The organism is Stenotrophomonas sp. GQ19, from assembly GCF_059758695.1.
The window spans coordinates 568493-590040 of record NZ_JCAXES010000001.1 but is presented as its reverse complement, the minus strand read 5'-3'; the positions used below and the strand labels follow the sequence as shown (position 1 = coordinate 590040).

General features: G+C 68.8%; 21 protein-coding genes. 11 read left to right on the top strand and 10 right to left on the bottom strand.

What is annotated here, in order from left to right:
* From AC6CHL_RS02450 to AC6CHL_RS02435, 4 genes are all read right to left on the bottom strand, one after another.
* Positions 1-693, bottom strand: a complete 693-nt coding sequence (locus tag AC6CHL_RS02450) for a type 1 glutamine amidotransferase domain-containing protein (RefSeq protein ID WP_448133776.1) — start codon at positions 691-693, stop codon at positions 1-3.
* A 103-nt stretch (positions 694-796) separates the two neighbouring features.
* A complete protein-coding gene (locus AC6CHL_RS02445) occupies positions 797-1402 on the bottom strand; it encodes a TetR/AcrR family transcriptional regulator (protein ID WP_141057942.1) in 606 nt (201 codons plus the stop codon).
* Between the two features lie 33 nt (positions 1403-1435).
* Entirely contained in the window at positions 1436-2671 is a 1236-nt protein-coding gene (locus AC6CHL_RS02440; protein WP_498293174.1) for an acetamidase/formamidase family protein, read from the bottom strand.
* A gap of 203 nt (positions 2672-2874) precedes the next feature.
* On the bottom strand, positions 2875-3939 hold the full coding sequence (locus AC6CHL_RS02435; protein ID WP_498293172.1) for an SDR family oxidoreductase: 1065 nt from the start codon (positions 3937-3939) through the stop codon (positions 2875-2877).
* Between the two features lie 86 nt (positions 3940-4025).
* Between AC6CHL_RS02435 and AC6CHL_RS02430 the strand changes: the two genes are divergently transcribed.
* Both AC6CHL_RS02430 and AC6CHL_RS02425 read left to right on the top strand, forming a co-directional pair.
* Positions 4026-4406 carry a winged helix-turn-helix transcriptional regulator gene (locus AC6CHL_RS02430; RefSeq protein WP_038688119.1) on the top strand — a complete coding sequence of 127 codons (381 nt, stop codon included), beginning with the start codon at positions 4026-4028 and terminating at the stop codon, positions 4404-4406.
* Between the two features lie 97 nt (positions 4407-4503).
* The gene (locus AC6CHL_RS02425; RefSeq protein ID WP_038688121.1) at positions 4504-4773 is read left to right on the top strand and encodes a hypothetical protein; all 270 of its coding nucleotides are present in this window, start codon (positions 4504-4506) and stop codon (positions 4771-4773) included.
* Positions 4774-4798: 25 nt separating this feature from the next.
* Here the strand turns inward: AC6CHL_RS02425 and AC6CHL_RS02420 are convergent, their stop codons facing one another.
* The gene (locus AC6CHL_RS02420) at positions 4799-6166 is read right to left on the bottom strand and encodes an aminotransferase-like domain-containing protein (RefSeq protein WP_498293170.1); all 1368 of its coding nucleotides are present in this window, start codon (positions 6164-6166) and stop codon (positions 4799-4801) included.
* 190 nt (positions 6167-6356) lie between these two features.
* On the opposite strand from AC6CHL_RS02420, the gene cyoA reads away from it, so the two are divergent.
* From cyoA to AC6CHL_RS02385, 7 genes are read left to right on the top strand one after another with little or no spacing between them, the layout of a single operon-like run.
* A complete protein-coding gene (gene cyoA, locus AC6CHL_RS02415; protein ID WP_244880213.1) occupies positions 6357-7331 on the top strand; it encodes a ubiquinol oxidase subunit II in 975 nt (324 codons plus the stop codon).
* Positions 7332-7333: 2 nt separating this feature from the next.
* On the top strand, positions 7334-9313 hold the full coding sequence (gene cyoB, locus AC6CHL_RS02410; protein WP_463601052.1) for a cytochrome o ubiquinol oxidase subunit I: 1980 nt from the start codon (positions 7334-7336) through the stop codon (positions 9311-9313).
* On the top strand, positions 9310-9948 hold the full coding sequence (gene cyoC, locus AC6CHL_RS02405; protein ID WP_038688126.1) for a cytochrome o ubiquinol oxidase subunit III: 639 nt from the start codon (positions 9310-9312) through the stop codon (positions 9946-9948). Before cyoB ends, cyoC begins: the two co-directional genes overlap by 4 nt.
* A complete protein-coding gene (gene cyoD, locus AC6CHL_RS02400; RefSeq protein ID WP_137189588.1) occupies positions 9945-10286 on the top strand; it encodes a cytochrome o ubiquinol oxidase subunit IV in 342 nt (113 codons plus the stop codon). Before cyoC ends, cyoD begins: the two co-directional genes overlap by 4 nt.
* 8 nt (positions 10287-10294) lie before the next feature.
* Complete coding sequence (locus AC6CHL_RS02395) at positions 10295-10780, top strand: copper chaperone PCu(A)C (protein WP_447593894.1); 486 nt, start codon at positions 10295-10297, stop codon at positions 10778-10780.
* Complete coding sequence (locus AC6CHL_RS02390) at positions 10780-11346, top strand: SCO family protein (protein ID WP_447593892.1); 567 nt, start codon at positions 10780-10782, stop codon at positions 11344-11346. Before AC6CHL_RS02395 ends, AC6CHL_RS02390 begins: the two co-directional genes overlap by 1 nt.
* Before the next feature lie 10 nt (positions 11347-11356).
* Positions 11357-12847 carry an MFS transporter gene (locus AC6CHL_RS02385; RefSeq protein WP_498293168.1) on the top strand — a complete coding sequence of 497 codons (1491 nt, stop codon included), beginning with the start codon at positions 11357-11359 and terminating at the stop codon, positions 12845-12847.
* A 36-nt stretch (positions 12848-12883) separates the two neighbouring features.
* On the opposite strand, the gene AC6CHL_RS02380 is transcribed toward AC6CHL_RS02385, so the two are convergent.
* Positions 12884-13717 (bottom strand): class I SAM-dependent methyltransferase, encoded by an 834-nt coding sequence (locus AC6CHL_RS02380; protein WP_498293166.1) that lies wholly within the window; start codon positions 13715-13717, stop codon positions 12884-12886.
* Positions 13718-13793: 76 nt separating this feature from the next.
* Here AC6CHL_RS02380 and AC6CHL_RS02375 point away from each other — a divergent pair, with 76 nt between their 5' ends.
* On the top strand, positions 13794-14207 hold the full coding sequence (locus AC6CHL_RS02375; protein ID WP_498293164.1) for a helix-turn-helix domain-containing protein: 414 nt from the start codon (positions 13794-13796) through the stop codon (positions 14205-14207).
* Here AC6CHL_RS02375 and AC6CHL_RS02370 read toward each other — a convergent pair.
* Entirely contained in the window at positions 14170-15441 is a 1272-nt protein-coding gene (locus AC6CHL_RS02370; RefSeq protein ID WP_498293162.1) for an Nramp family divalent metal transporter, read from the bottom strand. The two genes, AC6CHL_RS02375 and AC6CHL_RS02370, sit on opposite strands and share 38 nt — an antisense overlap.
* 151 nt (positions 15442-15592) lie before the next feature.
* On the bottom strand, positions 15593-16540 hold the full coding sequence (locus tag AC6CHL_RS02365) for a LysR family transcriptional regulator (protein WP_498293161.1): 948 nt from the start codon (positions 16538-16540) through the stop codon (positions 15593-15595).
* Between the two features lie 166 nt (positions 16541-16706).
* On the opposite strand from AC6CHL_RS02365, the gene AC6CHL_RS02360 reads away from it, so the two are divergent.
* Positions 16707-17831 carry an MFS transporter gene (locus tag AC6CHL_RS02360; protein ID WP_498293497.1) on the top strand — a complete coding sequence of 375 codons (1125 nt, stop codon included), beginning with the start codon at positions 16707-16709 and terminating at the stop codon, positions 17829-17831.
* A 12-nt stretch (positions 17832-17843) separates the two neighbouring features.
* Here AC6CHL_RS02360 and AC6CHL_RS02355 read toward each other — a convergent pair whose 3' ends face one another.
* Complete coding sequence (locus AC6CHL_RS02355) at positions 17844-18506, bottom strand: response regulator (RefSeq protein ID WP_448133757.1); 663 nt, start codon at positions 18504-18506, stop codon at positions 17844-17846.
* Positions 18503-21523: a sensor histidine kinase gene (locus AC6CHL_RS02350; RefSeq protein WP_498293159.1), complete on the bottom strand. Its 3021-nt coding sequence runs from the start codon at positions 21521-21523 to the stop codon at positions 18503-18505. The genes AC6CHL_RS02355 and AC6CHL_RS02350 overlap by 4 nt, the downstream gene beginning before the upstream one ends.
* Positions 21524-21548: the final 25 nt, after the last annotated feature.

Sequence of the window (21548 nt, the reverse complement as noted above, 5' to 3'; positions counted from 1 at the left end):
TCAGGCGTTGCCCGACGCACCCAGGTGCTTCACCAGCACGGCCGCGGTCTCCGCCGACGAGCCCGGGTTCTGCCCGGTGATCAACAGGCCATCGCTGACCACGTACGCGCCCCAGTCGGGCCCCTTGGAGTAGTGGCCGCCGGCCGCCTGGAGCATGTCTTCGACCAGGAACGGCACCACCTCGGTCAGGCCGACGCCGGCTTCCTCACTGTTGGTGAAGCCGGTAACCTTCTTGCCCGCCACAAGCGGCGAACCGTCCGCGGCCTTGACGTCGCGCAGCACGCCCGGGGCATGGCAGACCAGCGCGACCGGCTTGTTGGCGGCAATGAACGATTCGATCAAGGCGATGGAGTGGCTGTCGTTGGCCAGGTCCCACAGCGGGCCGTGGCCGCCGGGATAGAACACGGCGTCGAAGTCCTGCTGGCGGACGCTGTCCAGGCGCACGGTGCTGGCCAGTTGCGCGGTCGCGGCCGGATCGGCCTCGAAGCGACGGGTGAGGTCGGTCTGGAAGTCGGGCTCGTTGCTCTTGGGGTCCAGCGGCGGCTGGCCGCCCTTGGGCGAGGCCAGCACGATCTGCGCGCCGGCATCGGTGAAGGCGTAGTAGGGCGCGGCAAGCTCTTCCAGCCAGAAGCCGGTCTTGCGGCCGGTGTCGCCAAGCTGGTCGTGGGAGGTGAGGACGATGAGGATCTTCATGGGGTAGCTCCGGATGGGGGGGTGAGGTGAGTAGACCAGTCGTCTACGGTGTGGGCGAATGAAAAGGCACGTCGCCAGGACGTGCCTGCGGTGTCCTGGCCCGTCAGGCCGAGGGGTGAAGCGCTTGCTGGGTGGCGCGCAGCGCCGTATCGAAGGGCTGCAGGGTACGCACGATCTTGACCATGATGCTGGCGCCCAACCACAACTGGTACAGGCTCTGGGCCACCGTAGTGGGATCGCCGTGGATGCGGAGTGAGCCGTCGGCGACGCCGGCCTCGATCGCCCGCGCCAGGCGCTCGACGATGCCGGCCGTGCCGCGTTGCAACGCCGCGCGCATGCTGGCCGACAGGTCCGCCACTTCGGCGCCGAGCTTCACCGCCAGGCACTTGCCTTGGCAATCCTCGAACGACTGGGCGTCCCGCCAGGCGCGGAAATACGCCTCCAGCTGCTGCGCCTTGCTCAGGCCGGGCTGGCGGAAGGTGGCGTCCATCTCGGCCAGGTAGTCCGCGAAGTAGTCTTCCAGCAGGGCCTCGCCGAACGCTTCCTTGGAGCCGAAGTAGTGATAGAACGACCCCTTGGGCACGCCGGCGGCAGTGAGCACCTCATTCAGGCCGACCGCCGAAAAGCCCTTGCCGCCCATGATCCGCTGGCCGGTGGCCAGGATCCTGTCGCGGACGTCGTGGGGTTCAGGGGCGGTCGCTGTGCTCATGGGGCGCACTCTACGCCCGATTAGACCGGTCGTCTAGTTCTCTATTGCCGGTGGCGGCGCGGGCAGGGTGCGCAACACGGCCTTGTCCAGTTTCGCGGCGACACCGACGCTGCGGCCGGCCAGGTTGGCGACGTGGTACTGCACCGCCACGCCCAGTACCTGGGTGGCTTCGGACAGGGTCAGCCCATAGCCCTGGCGCAGCCACTGCAGCATTCCGGAGGTGGCCACGCGCAGCGCGTCGTCGCTGGAGCCGGCCTGCCCAAGGGTCATGATCTGGGTGGGCGACTCGACCCGGGGCGTGGCGATCGACTGCCGCTTCACCAGCGCCACCCGCACCTCGACATCGAGCGAGGTTTCCAGGGCCCACTGGGTGGTTTCACCATCGCCCTGCAGGGCGTGGCCATCGCCGAGATACAGGAGTGCGCCGGGTTGCTGCACCGGCAGGTAGACGGTGTTGCCTTCCACGACCGCGTTGAAATCCATGTTGCCGCCGAAGTCGGCGGTGTCGCCGGTGGAGAATGGCGGGTAGCCGAAGCCCGGTGCCACCGCCAGCCCGCCCAGCATCGGCTTCACCGGCACCTCGAACTGTTTGAGGGCGCCGCTGGCGTCCTTCGGCCGCGCCATGCCGCGCACCCGGTCCAGTTCCCAGCGCACCGGCTTGCCCAGCCCGGTGGCTTCGGCAGCGACCCGCGGGGTCTTCAGCCGGCCGACCACACCGTCCAGGCTGTCGGCATAGTCGCGGTTGAGCTTGAGCGAGGTGAGGGTGATGGCCAGGGTGTCGCCGGGCTCGGCGCCGACCACGAAGAACGGCCCCACCTGCGGGTTGCCGAACAGCGCACGGGTGACGCCGTGCTCGTCCACCCCGCCGGAATCGAGGGTCTTGGTCCGCACCGAATCGCCGGGATGGATGACCAGCACCGGGGTACGGTCGGCGCTGAAGGTGTTGGAGTAATCCACCGGCGTGAACACATGCCGTTGCGCGGCCGTGCCGGTGCGCGCGGGCACCCGCCAGGCGCTGAAGGCATGCTGCGCACGCACGGCGCGGTTGTTGGTGTCCGGCTGGTCACTCTGGCCCTGCATGCGTGCCTCGTCGATGCGGCCGTTGAAGTGGTAGACCTGGCCATCGTTGCCGGTGGCGGTGAAGCGCACGTCGCGGTCGCGCAGCGTGCCGCTGACGCGGTCGCCATCCAGGGTGCCGGTGAGCTGGGTTCCCTGCACGTCCAGCTGCAGCGTCTGGTAATTCGTGTTGCCCCACAGATCGGTCGCCACGATCCATTGTTCTGCCGCACGTGCATTGAGCGGGAGCGCGACGAGCAACAACGAAGACACTTTCAAGGCAATGGTCACGGTATGCGGCGTCACGAAGGGCCCGGCGGGCGGATGCCGCAGCCTAGCCGTCGCCGCCACGCGCCTACAGTGTCGAAGGTAATCCGGGTGCGGCACGCCGCGTTGCGCGTGCGTGCCGTGCCTGCTCAGGGAATCAGCCGCTGTGCGCGCAGCTGCGCGAACAGGGCGAAGAACGCATCGTCGCTGGGCTGGTAGTCCAGGAAGCCCAACCGGCGGCTCTTGGACATGTCGGTGATCACTTCCAGCGGGCGCCCAAGGTCGGCGTCGGTGTGCCAAGGCGAAATCAACCGGTGGATGTCGGGCTCGACCAAGCCATGCGTGGCTGCCAGTGATGACCACACCGACGCGTCATCGGCCATCTGCTGCTCCAGCGGCCGCACCTCGCCAGTCAACGGGGCAGGCTCAAGATCGAACCACGCCGCGATCCGCTCCCACATCCAGCGCCAGCGGAACACATCGCCGTTGACCACGTTGAAAGCCTGGTTGAAGGCCGCCGTGGTCTGCGTGGCCCAGAGCAGGTGCCTTGCCAGCAGCCCGGCGTCGGTCATGTCGGTCAGCCCGTTCCACTGCGCCGGCGACCCCGGGAAGTAGAACGGACGCCCCAGGTGTCGGCACAGCGTGGCGTAGACCGCCAGCGTGGTGCCCATGTTCATGGCATTGCCCACTGCCGCACCGATCACCGTATGTGGGCGGTGCACGCTCCAGCTGAAGCCATCGCGCGCGGCGGCGGCGAACACCTCGTCTTCCTGCGCGTAGTAGAAATTGTCCACGTCCAGGCGCGGCTGCTCCTCGCGGAACGGGGTCTGTGGCAGCGCGCCCTGCGCGTACGCCTCGAACGGCCCCAGGTAGTGCTTCAGGCCCGTCACCAGCGCCACGTGCCGGACCGAGCCGGCCGGGCGCAGCGCATCGAGCAGGTGCCGCACCATCGCTGCGTTGACCCGGATGTTCTCCGCCTCATTGGCCTGCCGCGACCAGGTGGTGATGAACACGTGGGTCGGCGTCAGGCCCGCCAGTGCGTCGCGCGTGGCCTGCGCGTCGCGCAGATCGGCCGCCACCGCGCCGACCCCGGCGGGCAGGGCGCCGGGCGAGCGCGCCAGGCCGTGTACTGCCCAGCCCGCCGCCTGCAGTTCCCGGATCAGTGCGCTGCCGACGATGCCGGTTGCGCCCACCACGAGTGCCGTGTTGTTCATGCTGCCGCCTTTCCATCCACTATCAGGCGCACACAGTAGGATAGGTGCGCACGCCTCGAAAGAAGGCACCAAAGGGTAACCAGGCAATGAAAACCGGCAGCGAGGAAGATCAATGGCGTGAAGACTGCGCCCCGCGGCGGGTGCTGGAGCTGTTCAGCACCAAGTGGACCTCGATGGTGCTGCACACCCTGGCGGTGCGCCACGACGGCACCGCGCGCAGCAATGCGCTGCACCGCAGCCTGCCGGACATCTCCAAAAAAATGTTCAGCCAGACCCTGCGCCAGATGGAGGCCGCCGGGCTTGTGCTGCGTACCGAATACCCCACCGTGCCGCCGTCGGTGGACTACGCGCTGACCCCGCTGGGCGTGCAGCTGGTGGAGCCGATCGAGCTGATCTACGACTGGGCGCGGCGCAACGCCGGGGCGCTGGATGCGCTGCAGCCCCGCGCCACATCACGCCGCCGGTAGTGCCACACCGTGCGTGGCAGCGCGAGGCAACCTGCCAGTTGCGCCCTGATCGCGGTATATTTCGCGCCCTCCCCACCGCCCGCCCTGAGCGTTCGTCATGAGCACGACCCGGAAACACTATAAGCACCCCGCCGAATCGGACATCGGCCACGGGACGATTTACCTCGAGGTACAGGGCGACGTGATCGTCCGCCAGGTCGAGAGCTACCGGAGCGTGCTGGTCTGGGCCGACAAGGGCGGACAGGCCGATGAGCGCTTCCCGCTCTCCGATCAACCCCTGTCCTGGCTGGACCTGGATTCGGATGACAGCATCACGGCCAGCGAATTTGAAACCGTCTGGAAGCGCGCCAAGGCCGTTTCTGGCTGAGGTCCGCGCCCACTGCGCGTAGACCTCAAATGGTCCATTCCGTGCTGCCGCTGCTGGCCACGTGCATCAACTGGTCCAGCTGCCGCAGCGCCCGGTGCAGTTCCTGCCGGCTCGACGCCGCGCCCAGTGAGATCCGCACGGCGTCATTGATCGCCACGCCCTGCGGGGTGAACGCCGATGACGGGGCGATACCCAGCCCCTGCAGCCGCGCCGCATGGGTCAGGCTGGCGTCGGTCCACTGTGCGGGCAGGCGGCACCACGCATGGACGCCGGCACAGTGCTGCAGGAACCGCGGCGACAACGTGGACTGCGCCAGATAGCGACGCTCGGCGGCTTCTTCCTGCACCAGCTTCAGCAGGGTGGCCGCCGACCCGTCCAGGATCAGCTGGGTCACCAGCGCGTTCATCAGCGGCGGCGCCATCAGGTTGACCGCGCGCAGCGCATCGAGCACGCGCTGCCGTGCCACGCCATCGGGCAGGTGCACGAAGCCGGTGTGCAGGCCCGGGCTGAGGCACTTGGACAAGGTGGAGATGTAGCAGGTGTGCTGCGGCGCCAGCAGGGCGAGCGGGGCGGGGGCATCAGCAACCAGCAGCCAGTACGGGTCGTCCTCGATCAGGCGCAGGTCCAGGCTGCGCAACACCTCGGCCAGCGCCATCCGGCGTGCTTCGGGCATGGTGCGCGCGGTCGGGTTCTGCGCGGTGGGATTGAGGTAGACCACGCGTGCACCGCTGGCTCGCGCGTGGCGGCGCAACGCGCTGGGCAGCATGCCGTGCTCGTCGCACTCCACCACCCGCAACGTGCGCTGCAGCACCCGCGCCGCGTGCAGCAGGCCGGGATACACCAGCGGTTCGCACAGGATGACGTCGCCGGCATCGGTGAGCGCCAGCAGCAGCGCCGACAGCGCGGCCTGCGCGCCTTCGGTGACTACCAGCCGGTCGCTGTCCAGCCTGCCCAGGATCGGCTTGAGCCATTGCTGGGCGGCCAGGTGGTCGGCGCGGCTACCACCACCGACGTGGTAGGTCATCAGGTTGCTGGCGTCGCTGCGGCTGAGCACGGTGGCCAGGCCACGCTGCAGCATGTCGGCCACCTGTCCGCCGCCGGGGCTGGGCGGCAGGTTCATGCTCAGGTCCACCAGCTGCGCCAGCTCCACCTGGGGCGGGGCGACGAACGTTCCCTGGGGCCCGCGTGCATCGATCAGGCCGCGCTTGCGCGCCTCGGTGAAGGCACGGGTGACGGTGGTGAGGTCCACGCCCAGCTCGCTGGCCAACACGCGCTGTGCCGGCAGGCGCTGGCCGGGCCGCAGCACGCCGGACCAGACCGCGCGTTCAAGGGCCTGCACGATGCGCAGATAGACCGGCCCGTGGCCGTCGGCGATGAGAGTGTTCCACTGCATCGGCGCATCTTACGCCCGGGTGCGCGCTGCCCTGCGACAGTGTGTCGCATCATGTATGGATCATGTCGTTGCCTAACGTACGCGGCTGCGGCGGGCACCCCCCATGCATATCGGTCATGCAGGGGGGTGTTCGCCACTTTTCATGATCCGGGCCGCCCGGCCCGGCACTGCGTTGGAAGGGCCGACCCGCATGAACCCCGCTACACACCCCGCTCGCCGCGCCGCCATGGCCGGTGCAGCCCGCGCCGGACGCTGGTTCGGACTGGCAGCGTTGCTGCCATTGCTCACCGGGTGCAAGAACCTGGAACTGTTCAATCCCATGGGCAGCATCGCCGAACAGGAGATGCAGCTGATCCTGGTATGCACCGGCCTGATGCTGCTGGTGGTGATCCCGGTGATCATCCTCACCCTGTACTTTGCCTGGCGCTACCGCGCCTCCAACACCAAGGCCACCTACGCGCCGGACTGGTCGCATTCCACCGCCATCGAGGTGGTGATCTGGACCATTCCGTGCCTGATCATCGTGGTGCTGGCCGTGTTGATCTGGAAGAGCACGCACGCGCTGGATCCCTACAAGCCGATCGCATCGGACAAGGCCCCCCTGCGCGTGGAAGTGGTGTCGTTGAACTGGAAGTGGTTGTTCATCTACCCCGACCACAACGTGGCCACGATCAACGAACTGGTGATGCCGGTGGATACGCCGGTGGCCTTCAAGCTCACCTCCGAGTCGATGATGAACGCCTTCTTCGTGCCGCAGCTGGGCAGCATGGTCTACACCATGCCGGCCATGCAGACGCGCCTGCACCTGATCGGGCATACCCCGGGCACCTACGCCGGGATGTCGTCGGCCTACAGCGGTTCGGGCTTCTCGGACATGAAGTTCCCGGCCCGCGTGGTCACCGATGCCGACTTCCAGGTCTGGCTGGACCAGGCGCGCAGCAGCAACGACCACCTCGGCGCCGCGCGCCTGGCCGCGCTGGAAGTGCCTACCCATGGCGCGCCGTTGCAGCGCTTCAGTGGCGTGGATACCGGCCTGTTCGACAGCATCGTTGCCCGTTACCACGGCATGGCCGATGACGAGATCTGCCTGCCGGGCGAAGAGCCCGGGGCAACACCCCAGACGTTGAGCCTGGCCGCGCCTGCCAGCCGTACCGCGGAGAACTGATTGTGCTTGGAAAGTTGAACCTCGAAGCAATTCCCTACCACGACCCGATCATCATGTCGGCGCTGGCAGGCTCGCTGCTGCTCGGCGCGGCGATCGTCGCGGCGATCACCTACTACAAGAAATGGGGCTACATCTGGACCGAGTGGATCACCTCGGTGGACCACAAGAAGATCGGCGTTATGTACATCCTGCTGGCCCTGGTCATGCTGGTGCGCGGCTTTGCCGATGCCCTGATGATGCGCGCCCAGCAGGCGATCGCGGCCAATGACGCGGCCGGCTACCTGCCGCCGGAACACTACGACCAGATCTTCACCGCGCATGGCGTGATCATGATCTTCTTCGTGGCAACCCCGCTCATCGTGGGCCTGATGAACCTGGTGGTGCCGCTGCAGATCGGGGCGCGCGACGTCGCCTTCCCGTTCGTCAACTCGCTCAGCTTCTGGCTGTCGGCGGTGGGCGCGGTGCTGGTGATGCTGTCGATGTTCGTGGGCGACTTCGCCGCCACCGGCTGGGTGGCCTATCCGCCGTTGTCGGGGATCGAGTACAGCCCCACGGTTGGCGTGGACTACTACATCTGGTCGCTGCAGGTCTCCGGCATCGGCACCACGCTGACCGGCCTGAACTTCATCGTCACCATCCTCAAGATGCGTGCGCCGGGCATGGACCTGATGAAGATGCCGGTGTTCACCTGGACCGCGCTGATCACCAACATCCTGATCGTGGCGATCTTCCCGGTGCTGACCGCGACCCTGGCGCTGCTGACCATGGACCGCTACTTCGGCATGCACTTCTTCACCAATGACGCCGGCGGCAACGCCATGATGTACGTCAACCTGATCTGGATCTGGGGCCACCCGGAAGTCTACGTGCTGATCCTGCCGTGCTTCGGCGCGTTCTCCGAGATCATCGCCACGTTCTCGGGCAAGCCGTTGTTCGGCTACCGCTCGATGGTGTATGCGACCTGTTCGATCGGCGTGCTGTCGTTCTTCGTCTGGCTGCACCACTTCTTCACCATGGGCTCGGGCGCCAACGTGAATGCCTTCTTCGGCATCATGACCTCGATCATCTCCATTCCCACCGGCGTGAAGCTGTTCAACTGGCTGTTCACCATGTACCGCGGCCGCATCCGCTACCACTCCTCGACGATGTGGACGATCGGCTTCATGGTGACTTTCGCGCTGGGTGGCATGACCGGCGTGATGCTGGCCATCCCGGGCGCGGACTTCGTGCTGCACAACAGCCTGTTCCTGATCGCGCACTTCCATAACGTGATCATCGGCGGCGTGGTGTTCGGCTGCCTGGCCGGCATCACCTTCTGGTTCCCGAAGGCGTTCGGCTTCACCCTCAACGAACGCTGGGGCAAGATTTCGTTCTGGTGCTGGCTGGTGGGCTTCTATCTGGCCTTCATGCCGCTGTACGTGCTCGGCTTCAAGGGCATGACCCGGCGCATGAACCACTACGCGGTGGAAGGCTGGCAGCCGTGGTTGATCGTGGCGGCCATCGGCGCGCTGGTCATTGCCGCCGGCATCGCGGCCATGTTCATCCAGTTCTACGTGAGCGTGCGCGACCGCAAGGCCAACCTGGACCTGACCGGCGACCCGTGGAATGCACGCAGCCTGGAGTGGGCCACGTCCTCGCCGCCGCCGTTCTACAACTTCGCCAAGGTGCCGGTCATCACCTCGCTGGAGCAGCATTGGGACGACAAGCAGGCCGGCAGTGCCTGGCAGCGGCTGGACCACTACGAGGACATCCACATGCCGCGCAACACCGGCGCCGGTGTGGTGATCTCGCTGTTCAGCCTGGTGCTGTGCTTCGCGCTGGTCTGGCACATGTGGGTGCTGGCGGCGATTGGCCTGGTCGGTGTGATCGCCACCTTCGTGCTGCGCTCCTACGACCGTGACGTGGACTATTACGTGCCCGCCGCCGAGGTGAAGCGCATTGAAGAGGCGCACTTCGCGCAGATGCAAGGAGCCAAAGCATGAGTGGCGATACCCTGACCGCTGCCACGCAGCACGGGCAGCTCGCGGGCGGTCATCACGACCACGCCCATGAGCACCACGACGACGGCAGCAAGACCGTCGTCGGGTTCTGGATGTACCTGATGGGCGACTGCCTGATCTTCGCGGTGCTGTTTGCCACCTTCGGGGTGCTGCTCAACGGCACCGCCGACGGTCCGTCGGGCAAGGAACTGTTCAAGCTGGGCTTCGTGCTGTCTGAAACGGTGGTGCTGCTGTTGAGCAGCTTTACCTTCGGCCTGGCGATGCTGGGTCTGCAGGCCAACAAGCGCAACCAGGTGGTGGGCTGGCTGGCCACCACCGGGCTGCTCGGCGCGGTGTTCATCGGCATGGAGCTGTATGAGTTCGCCGAGCTGATCCATGAAGGCGCCACCCCCGACGTGAGCGCCTACCTCTCGGCGTACTTCACCCTGGTGGCCACCCATGGCCTGCACGTCACCTTCGGCCTGCTGTGGCTGGCGATCATGATCCACCAGGTGCTGAAGTTCGGCCTGGATGGCATCGTCCGCCGCCGCCTGGCCTGCCTGAGCCTGTTCTGGCACTTCCTGGACCTGATCTGGATCTGTGTCTTCACCTTCGTCTACCTGCGGGAGTTCGTATGAGCCCGAGCGCTTCTGAAACCGATCACGGTGGCAGCCACGCCACCCTCAAGGGCTACATCATCGGCCTGCTGCTGTGCCTGGTGCTCACCGGCGCCTCGTTCGGCGTGGTGATGGGCGGGTGGGTGCCACAGCCGTTGCGACTGACCGCCATCGTGGTGCTGTGCGTGGTGCAGTTGGTGGCGCAGCTGGTGCTGTTCCTGCACATCGGCGCGGGCCGCAGCCAGCGCGAGAACACCGGCATCTTCCTCTGCACGGCGTTCCTGATCGCCATTGTCGTCGCCGGTTCGTTGTGGGTCATGCACAACGCCACCCAGAACATGATGCCGATGCAGGTATGAGCAGGGTCATGATCCAACGCGCGTGCCGCCTCGGCCTGGCCGCCGTGATGGGGCTGGCGGCGTCGCTGCCGGCAACCGCCGCCGGGCGCGACAGCGCGTCGGTGGTGGCCAGTGAAGCCTGGGTGCGATTGCCGCCGCCCGCCGCGGCCGTGGCAGCCGGCTACGTGGAGCTGGACAATGGCGGCGCCGCCAACCGCCTGGTGGCGGCCAGCGCGGCCGGCTTCGGCCAGGTGCAGATCCATGCGATGCGCATGGACGGCGAGGTCATGCGTATGCAGGCACTGCCCGACGGCCTGCCGCTGCCGGCAGGGAAGATCACTTCGCTGCGGCCCGGCGGCTACCACCTGATGCTGATGATGCCCAAGCGCCCGCTGCAGGAGGGCCAGCACGTGCGGGTGCGCCTGCAGTTCGCCCATGGCGACGCGCTGCCCGTGGAGTTCGTGGTGCGCGATGGCATGGGTGGGCCCGCCAGCCAACACGGAGCCAACCGGTGATGCGCGGCGCGCTGGCGGCGTTGCTGGGCGGCCTGCTGCTGGCCGGCTGCGGCAGCGCGGACGCGCCGATCATGGGCCAGGCCGCCTTGGATGCGGTGGCATTGCAGGCCAGCGATGGGCGCACCCTTTCAATCCGGGACCTGCGTGGCAAGCCGACGTTGCTGTTCTTCGGCTTCACCCACTGCCCGGAAGTGTGTCCGTTGAGCCTGCTCAAGGCGGTGCAGCTCAAGCGCCGTCTCGGGCCGCTGGGGGAGTCGCTGCAAGTGGTATTCGTGACCATCGATCCACGGCGCGATACGCCCGCCCACCTGCGCGAGTACCTGGCCGCCTTCGATCCGACGTTCATCGGGTTGAGCGGCGATGACGCCGGCACCCGTGCCATCGCCGAAAGCCTGCGGGTCAGCTACCGGCAGGTGGGCGAGGGCGATGCGGCGACCTTTGAACACACCGCGTCGTGGTTCCTGCTGGGCGCCGATGGCACGCTGCAGGACGTGCTGGGCTATGCGCTCACCGATGCGGAGATGGACGCCCGGCTGCGCGCGAAACTGACGGTGCCCGGCGCGTGAGCCGCCGGGAGTGAGCACTGCCGGAGCCACAACGCCACGCACCGATGCCGTGCTGCTGCTGGCATCGGCCGGCTGCGCACTGACGGTGCTGGACACCAATGTGGTCGGGGTGGTGCTGCCCACCATCGCGCGCGACCTGTCAGCGTCGTTCGCGGACATCGAGTGGGTGGTCAGCGCCTACGTGCTGTGCTTTGCCTCGCTGCTGCTGCCGGCCGGCACCCTGGCCGACCGTATCGGTCGGCGGCGCCTGTATCTGATCGGCCTGGTGCTGTTCGCGCTCACCTCGGTGGCCTGCGGGCTGGCAGCACAGGCGGGTGCGCTGTACCTGGCGCGTGCCGGGCAGGGTGCGGCGGCGGCGTTCATGCTGGCCCCGGCGCTGTCGCTGATCGGCCATGCCCACCAGGACCCTGCGCGACGTGCACGGGCCTGGGCGATATGGGGCGCGATCATGGGCCTGACCATGGTGCTGGCCCCGTTGATCGGCGGGGCGATTGCCACCTGGTTGGGCTGGCGGTGGGCCTTCCACATCAATCTGCCGTTGTGCCTGCTGCTGGCGGCGATGAGCGGGCGTTTCGTGCCCGAATCGCGCGACCCCGTGCGCCGTCGCATCGATGTGGCTGGCGTGGTGCTGTTTGCCGGCAGCATGCTGTCGTGGACGTGGGCACTGATCCGCGGCCCGGTGGAAGGCTGGACCAGCATCGCCGTGCTGCCGTGGCTGGTGTCCGGCGTGGTGCTGGGAGCGGCCTTCATCCGCGTTGAACAGTGCCGCGCCCAGCCGATGCTGGACCTGCGCCTGTTCCGGATACGGGCGCTGGTGGGCGCGGTGATCGCGATGTTCGCCTACGCCGCCGCGGTGCAGGTGATGGCGTCGCTGCTGCCGTTGCTGCTGCAGAACGTGCGCGGCGACAGCGTGCTGCTGGCGGGCCTGCACATGCTGCCGTTCGCGCTGGCGATGCTGCTGCTGCCGTTCCTTGGCCGGCGTCTGGGCGCGCACTGGGATTCGGGAAAGATCCTCGCGCTGGGGTTGGGCGTGGCCGTGCTCGGCAACCTGGGCATCGCGCTGTCGTTGTGGCAGCACAGCGGGCCGGGGCTGTTGGTGGCGATGGCGGTGCTGGGCAGTGGCGGCGGCCTGCTCAACGGTGAAACGCAGAAGGCGATCATGAGCGTGATTCCCCCGGACCGCGCCGGCATGGCCTCGGGCATCAGCACCACCGCGCGCTTCTCCGGCATCCTGATCGGGTTTGCGACGTTGGGGGCGGTGCTGTCCAGCCATGTGCGGGCCGCCGCCGAAGCCCGCCTGTCCGCAGCCGGCCACCCGGTCTCGCCGGCGTTGCTGGAACGGGTGGTGGTGGGCGAGTTGTCGACCTCGGCGGATGCGCTGGGTGTGCTGGCACGCGCGGCCTATGCGCAGGGCGCCGGCTACGCGTTCGTCGCCGCCGCACTGATGGCCCTGTTGGCGATGCTGGCGACGCGGTGGTTGATGCGCCTGCCGCCGCGCTGAGTGTCGCCTGCAGGACGGCAACCACTGCCCCTGCGATCAGGGTGCCACCGCGCGGAGCGCCCAGCAGGCGGCGACGAATTCAACGCGGTCGCCCTGCACGAACGGGGCAAAGGCCTGCTCCACCACCTGCAGCACCCGGGTACGCAGCGCCGCGTCGATCTGCGGATCGCGCAGCATCCCACCCACCGGCCCCAGCAACGACACGTACCGCCGCAGGTCGGCGGTGCGGATGCTGCAGGCCTGGTCCACCGCCGTCACCTCGATATCGCGCCAGCCACTGTCGGCCAGGATGTCGAGCACATGCTGACGATCGGCGAAGGCGAACTGCCCCGGGCCATCGGCCGTGCGCGGGGGCAGCGCCAGCAAGGGCGCGGCGGCGCGTTCGGCGGTGGTCATGAACGGGTTCTCGGCGGCACTGCGCCAGGCCAGCGCGTGCAACGTGCCGCCGCTGCGCGTGGCCTGACGCAGGTTGGCGAACGCCTGCACCGGGTCGTCGAAGAACATCACCCCGAAGCGCGAGACGATGCGATCCAGGCGGGCCGGCGCAAAGCGGTGCCGCTGCGCATCGCCCACCGCGAAGTCGATCTGCAGACCCGCCGCGGCGGCGCGTTCCACCGCACGGGCGATCATCGGCGCGGAGATGTCCACGCCACTGCAGTGGCCGCCTTCGCCGAGCCGGGCGGCGATGGCCAGGCACACCGCACCGGTGCCGCAGCCCACGTCCAGTACATGTGCGGGCTGGCCTGCCGGAACAGCCCCGGCAAGCTGTTCGGCCAGCGGCGCGAACATGCCGTCCAGCAGCGCTTGTGCCTCCACCCATACCTCGCCGGAGGGGCCGTTCCAGAGGGCGTGTTGAGGGGTATCGGTCATGACGGTCTCGATCTGGGCTTGCCAGCAGGGAAGGGAGCCCGCACTCTGGCACTTCAAGTGCACTTGAGGTCAAGCGATGCGTGAGCTGGATATCGCCGAGGTGGCCCGCCGCTCAGGCCTGGCCGCATCGGCACTGCGCTACTACGAAGCGAAGGGCCTGATCCGGCCGATGGGTCGGCATGGCCTGCGCCGCGTGTATGCCGATGCGGTGCTGGAGCAGTTGGCGTTGATCACGCTGGGGCGCGCAGCGGGACTGTCGCTGCAGGAGATCGGGACGATGCTGGGGGTCGAAGATGGCACCGGCATCGATCGCACGCGGCTGGCGGCCAAGGCCGATGCGCTGGACCTGCGCATCGCGCGCATGACCGTGATGCGTGACGGTTTGAGGCACGCGGCGGCGTGCCGTGCCCCCCGTCATCTGGAGTGCCCGCGCTTTCGCGCACTGATGCGGCTCAACCGGCCACCGTGTCCACCAGCAGCTTCACGTTGAGCACCAGGATGATCGCGGCGATCACCCACGCCAGCGCGATCAGCCAGCGCGGCGCCACCAGCGCGCCCATCTTTGCCCTGTCCGACACGAACCGCACCAGCGGAATCACCGCGAAGGGCAACTGCATCGACAGCAGCACCTGGCTGAGCACCAGCAGCCGCGCGGTGCCCCGTTCGCCATAGATCGCGGTGACGATCACCACCGGCACGATCGCGATGCCGCGGGTGATCAGGCGGCGTGCCCACGGGGCGATGCGCAGGCGCAGGAAACCCTCCATCACGATCTGCCCGGCCAGCGTGGCGGTCACCGTGGAATTGATGCCGGAGGCGAGTAGGGCGACCGCGAACAGGGTCGAGGCCAGCCCCACGCCGAGCATGGGCGCCAACAGTTCGTAGGCCTGCTCGATCTCCTTCACATCGGTGCGGCCGTGCGCGTGGAAGACCGCTGCGGCCAGGATCAGAATCGAAGCATTGATGAACAACGCCAGCATCAAGGCGATGGTGCTGTCGGTCACTGCCCAGCGCAGCGCGCTGCGACGGCCGGGGTCGGTGCGCGGGTAGGCGCGGGTCTGCACGATGGACGAATGCAGGTACAGGTTGTGCGGCATCACCGTGGCGCCGATGATCCCGATGGCCAGGTACAGGGCGTGCGGGTTGGTGACCACCTCGGCGCGGGGAATGAAGCCGCCGAGCACGGCCTGCAGCGGCGGCGCGGCGAAGGCGATCTGGATCGCGAAGCAGGCAAAGATCACCAGCAGCAGCGCGATCACGAACGCTTCCAGCGCACGGAACCCGCGGTTCATCAGCCACAGCACCAGCACCACGTCGATGGCGGTGATGATCGCCCCGGCCAGCAGCGGAATGCCGAACAGCAGCTTGAGTGCGATGGCCGTGCCGATCACCTCGGCCAGGTCGCAGGCGATGATCGCGATTTCGCAGAGCAGCCACAGGCCCAGGGTGACCGGGCGCGAGTAGTGGTCGCGGCAGGCCTGGGCCAGGTCGCGCCCGGTGGCGATGCCGAGCCGGGCCGACAGCCCCTGCAGCACGATGGCCATCAGGTTGGACAGCAGGATCACCGACAGCAGCAGGTAGCCGAACTGGGCGCCGCCGGCGATGTCGGTGGCCCAGTTGCCCGGGTCCATGTAGCCCACCGACACCATGTAACCCGGGCCCAGGAACGCCAACAGCCGGAACCACCAGTGCCCGCCGTGGGGGACGGCGACGCTGGCGTTCATGTCGCCAAGGCTGGGGCTGTGGCCGTCTGAAGACGGCCAGGCAGACGCGGTGTCGGGGCGGCGTTGGATGTCCACGGCCGCAATATAGCAGAGGCTATGTTAGTAAGGCTTTGCAATTTCCGGCCATGCCATGGCGGCCGCCGGCCACCCCTCAACGCGGGGGTGGGGGCAGGATGCGCATGCCGTGGGTGTGCGGCAGGCAGGCCTTCATCGCATCGATGAAGGCCCGCAGCCGGCTCGGAATCTGCCGGGCAGACGGGTACACCAAGTGCACGGGCAGCGCCGGTGCTTCCCGCTCGGGCAGCAGGCGCAGCAAGCGGCCCGTGCGCAGCTCATCGCTCACCAACCACGCCGACACCACCGCCGCGCCCAATCCGGCCAGCGCCGCCTGGCGTACCACGAACAGGTTGTCGGTGAGCAGCCGCGGCTGGATGTCGACCTGCAGCGCCGGACCCCCATCGGCCGCCAACAGGGTGACGCGCTCGCGGTAATACGTGGTCAGCGCGATCCATGGCAGCGTGCCCGGCAATGCCGGGTCGCGCACATCGGCCGCGCCGACCAGGGCCGGCGCGGCCACCGCGATACGCGGCACTTCGGCCAGCGGCACCGCGACCAGATGCGGGGCGTTCACCGCCCCCACCCGGATCGCGCAGTCGATGCCCTCGGCGATGAAGTCGGGATGGCGGTCTTCCAGCATCCACTCCAGGGTGACCTGCGGATAGCGCGCCAGGAACTGCAGCATCGGCTCCAGCAGCTGGGCCTGCCCGAAGGCGTGCGGCACCACCACGCGCAGGCGCCCGCGCGGCACGTCCACTTCGCCGCGCAGGTCGGCCTGGATCGCCTCCCAGTCGGCTACCAGCGACTGCGCATGCACGAAGCAGCGTTCGCCGTCGTCGGTGAGCGTCATGCGGTGGGTGGACCGTTTGAGCAGCTGCAGGCCGAACAGCCGCTCCAGCGCCTGCAGACGGCGGCTCACGGTGGGCTGGGTGGTGCCCAGCTGCACGGCAGCCGCCGACAGGCTGCCACTTTCAACGATGCGCACGAAGGTGCGCAGCAGGTCGATCCGGTCGGCACCGGCGGCGCTGGTTGGGATGGTCATGCGACATGCGTATAGGCGATATGTGTGCCAGCCTACTACACGGGCGGATCTTCAAGGCCGATGCTGGCGCCATCGTCTTCCTTGCTTGGAACTGCTCATGTCCAGTACGCATAGCCCTGCCGTGGCACCGGCCACGCACGCCGTTGCGCCCCGCCTGATCCTGGCCATGGCGGCCGGGGCCGGCTTCTCGGTCGCCTCGATCTACTACAGCCAGCCGATGCTCGGGGTGATCGGCCCAGACCTCGGCGCCGCGCCTGCCGCCACCGGCATGGTGCCCACGCTGACCCAACTCGGCTACGCGCTGGGGATCCTGCTGCTGGCCCCGCTGGGCGACCGCTTCGACCGGCGCCGGCTGATCCTGGCCAAGGCCGTGCTGCTGGCGTTGATGCTGGCCGGGGCCGCGCTCGCCGGCAGCCTGCCGACCCTGCTGCTGGCCAGCCTGCTGATCGGCGTGACCGCGACCATGGCCCAGGACGTGGTGCCCGCTGCGGCGAGCCTGGCACCGGCGGCCGAGCGCGGCAGCGTGGTCGGCAAGGTAATGACCGGGTTGCTGCTGGGCATCCTGCTCTCACGTGTGGCCAGCGGACTGGTCGCGCAATGGCTGGGGTGGCGCAGCATGTTCGCCCTGGCGGCGGTCTCGGTGGTGCTCATCGCCCTGGCACTGGCGCGCGCGTTGCCGCGGTTCGCGCCCACCACCACGTTGGGCTACCCGGCACTGCTGGGCTCGCTGGTGGCCTTGTGGCGCGGGCAACCGGCACTGCGCCGGGCGGTGTTCGCGCAGGGGTTGCTGGCGGTGGGGTTCAGCGCGTTCTGGTCGACGTTGGCGCTGATGCTGCACAGCCGCTACCAGGTGGGCAGCGCTGTGGCCGGCGCATTCGGCATCGCCGGCGCCGCCGGTGCGCTGGCCGCGCCGCTGGCCGGGCGCTGGGCCGACCGGCTCGGCAGCCATGCGGTGGCACGTATTGCGATCCTGGTGGCGCTGGCGGGCTTTGCGATGCTGTTGCTGGAGGCGTGGCTGCCACGTGCGGCGATCCTGCCGCTGTTGGCGGTCAGCGCGGTGGTGTTCGATCTCGGCTTCCAGTCGGCGTTGGTGTCGCACCAGACGCTGGTCTACGGCCTGGTGCCGGAGGCGCGCAGCCGGCTCAACGCGCTGCTGTTCACCGGGGTGTTCCTGGGCATGGCCAGCGGCGGTGCGCTCGGCAGCCTGGCACTCGCGCATTGGGGCTGGACCGGCGTGGCGTTGCTGGCCACCGCTGCGGCGGCGCTGAGCCTGGTAGTGCGCCGCCGCTGAGCGATGCGGCGGTCAGCCGTCGCCATCGGCCTGGGCATCGTCCAGGCTGATGATGCCGCGCTTGAGTGCCTGGGTCACCGCGTGGGTACGGTCGCGTGCGCCCAGCTTCTCCATGATGTTCTTCATGTGCGCCTTCACCGTCTGCTCGGAGATCCGCATCTGCTCGCCGATCGCCTTGTTCGAGCGCCCGGCGGCCACGTGGCCCAGTACTTCGGTTTCGCGCGGGGACAGGCTGTCTTCGACCACGTGCGCGGCGATGCTGGCCGCCAGCGTGGCGGGAATGCCGGCACGGCGACCGCCATGCACGGTGCGGATGGTGTCGATCAGCTCGTGGCGCAGCATGTCCTTGAGCAGGTAACCGCTGGCGCCCGCCTGCAGGGCGCGCACTGCCCGCACGTCGCCACGGTAGGTGGTGAGCACGATGATGCGTGCGCGCGGGTCGTGGCGGCGGATCCGGGTGATGGCCTCCACGCCGTCCACACGTGGCAGCTGCAGGTCCATCAGCACCACGTCCGGGCGCAGGGCCAGGTACTGGGCAACCGCTTCTTCGCCATCGGCCGCTTCGCCCACCAGCCGCATGTCGGCCTGCATGCCAAGCAGTGCCGCCAGGCCATCGCGCAGCAGGGGGTGGTCATCAACAACGAGCACGCCGATGGGGGCGGGCGACAGGGTCATGCGGACTCTCCGGTGAAACGGGGCCAACGCCAGCGGCGCGGCGAACGGCGGTAGATGCGGTGGCGCGGCAGGAACAGTTCCACTTCGGTACCCAGCCCCGGGCGTGACCACAGGCGCAGGCGCGCGCCCAGGCGTTCGGCACGTTCGCGCATGCCCACCAGTCCCCAATGGCCTTCGGCCATCGATTCGGGCAGGCCGCGTCCATCGTCGCGTACATGCAGGCGCAACCCACGCAAGCCGTAGCCCAGTTCGATCTCGATGGCGCCGGCGTGCGCATGCTGCAGGGCATTCAACAGCGCCTCGCGGCCGATCAGATACACCTCTTCGGCCGCTGCGCGGCGCAACGGTAGCGGCGTGCCTTCCACGTTGAGGCGCAGCGCCGGGCTGCTGGCATCGCTGGCGCGCTCGCCGTACACCTGCACCAGCGCCGCACCGAGGTCCTGGTAGCCGTCACTGTCGTCGCGCAGCGCGCTGACCCGGTCGCGGCCTTCGGCCAGTGCGGTTTCTGCCTGCTGCATGGCCGCTTCCAATGCGGCCCTGACCGGCGGCGGGGTGTGGCTGGCCTGGCTGACCGCATGCAGGCGCAGGATCAAGCCCTGGGTGCCCTGCAGCAACGTGTCGTGCAGTTCACGCGCGATGCGCTCGCGTTCGGCGTGACGCTCCTGCAGCCGCGCACGTACCAGCTGGGTCAGGCGGCGGCTGCGCAGGCGCATGGACAGCAGGATCAGGGCCAGCAGCAGCACCACGCAGGCGGCGTCGAACCACAGTGTCTGGTACCACATCGGCGCGATGCGGAAACTGCGGGTCGCCGCTACCGGGCTCCACACCATGTCCTGGTTGGCGGCCACCACCTCGAACCGATAGCGACCCGGCGGCAGGTTGGTATAGAACGCACGGGTCAGTGTGCCGGCATCCTGCCAATGCTCGTCCAGCCCGATCAGCCGGTAGCGGTAGCGGGTGCGTTCGGGGCGGCTCAACGCCAGTGCCAGGTAGTCGATCTGCAGCTGGGCGGTGCCCGCGGGCAGTACCATGTCGTCGCGCAGTGGCTGCTGCGTCTGCCCATGGGAGACGTCGCCGATACGCGGCTGCAGCGCGGGCCCGGCGCGCTGTGCCATGCCGGTGTCGATCCACGCCAGGCCCTGGTTGGTGGACAACCAGAGCAGGCCATCGGCCGCCAGCATCGCGCTGGGCATCGGGGTGGTCTGCACGGCGATGCCGGGCATGCCGTCGCCACGGTCGAACAGCCGCGGTTCCACCGGCCTGCCGTGCAGCACCGACTGCTCCAGGGTCGATGCGTCGATCCGCAGCAGGCCGCGGCTGCCGTTGAACCAGTAGTAGGCGGTGCGGTCGCGAACGATGCCGGTGATGCCTTCCAGCAGGCCGGGGGTGTCGGTCTGTGCCGCATGGAAGCGATCGTCGTCGCCGAGCAGCGCCAGCCCGTTCTCGCCGGCCACCCAGATCCGCGTGCCGATCATGGCGGTGGCGGTGATCGGCCCCACCTGCAGGCCGTCGGCACGGGTGTAATGCCGCCACGCGTGCTGGCGGCGTACGCGCAGCTCGCCGTCGGGATAGCCCATCAACACGGCGCCGGCCGGGCCGGCCGCCAGGGTGGTGCAGGCGTGCCCGGGCAGCGCCGGGTCGCTGTCCCAACGGCCGCGAAGATAGTGCATCACGCGCTGGTCGCCGAAGCAGAACCAGGCTTCGTCGCGACCCAGTGGCAGCACTGCGCGCAGTTCGCGTGGCGCGGGCAGCCCGGGCGGGTGCAGTTCGTGCGACTGGCCATCGCGCATCAGCAGCAGCGCCTCCCAATCGACCACCCACAGGGGCTGGTCGCTGGCGAGCGCGGCGCGGTGCAGGTCGGCCGACGGCGCCTGCAGCAGCGTGCGGCGTAATGCCATCGGGCGCAGGTCGGCGCCGTAGGCGAACACCTGTCCGTCGGGTGCGTGGTACAGCGTGCGCAGCGGATCGGCCGGGCCCGGCAGTGTCAGGCTGCGGACCTGATGGGCGCGGAACCGGTTGAGGCCCAGGTTGGTGCCGACCCACAAGGTGCCTTCACGATCGGCCAGCACCGGCACCGCCGTGGTCGACGCCAGCCCCTGGGCAGCATCGAAGCGCTCGACCGGGGCGGCGGCCGACGCGCTGACATCCAGGCGGAAGATGCCGCCGCTGTCCACCAGGCTGCCCCACAGGCTGCCATCGGCGGCGAACCGGATGCGTTTGGCCAGCAACGCGGGCCGACGCAGTGCCTCGCGTTCCGCGGCGGGCAGCAGTCCGCGGGCATCGGCCACCGGCATGAGCCCGCGCTGGCGATCGGCCAGCCACACCTGGCCGTTGTCGCGCAGGGCCAGCGATGAGAACGGCGCAACCGGCAGCGCCAGCGGCTCGAAGCGCGCGCCGTTCGCCGGCAGTCGCCACAACCGCTGCGCAGCAATCACCCACAACGTCCCGGCCCGATCGCGCAACAGCCACTGGGCCGGTACATCGCCGATGCCCATTGCGGCGGTGGGTACCTGCCAGCGTTCACCGTCGAACCAGCGCAGCCCACCATCGGCGGCGGCCCACAACCGGCCGCTGCCATCGCGCTCGATCCGCGGCACCAGCCCGGGCGGCAGGCCCTGTGCCTGGGCGTAGTGGGTGAGACCGTGGCGGTCGAGCCGGCTGATCCCCGCGTTGTAGTAGGCAATCCAGAGCGTGCCGTCTGGATCCAGCGCCAGCGTGGTCATGTTCGAGGACGGGAACGTGCTGCCGTTGGGCGGCGCAGGGCGTTCGAACTGGCGCCCATCGAACCGGTACAGCCCGGTGCCGGTGGCCAGCAGCAGGCTGCCGTCGGCGGGCTGGACGATATCCCACACATCCCCGGGCGCGCCCTGGCCCACCACCCAGGCGGTGTGTTCGTACGCCGACAGCGGTGCCGCCAGCGCCGGCCATGCGGCCAGCAGCAGGCACAGCAGTAGCCAGCCGGCGGCCACGCGGCGGTGCGCGCGGGCAGGGGCGGGGACGGAAACGGCATCGGGCATGCCACATTCTCTCAGGGATGGGGGC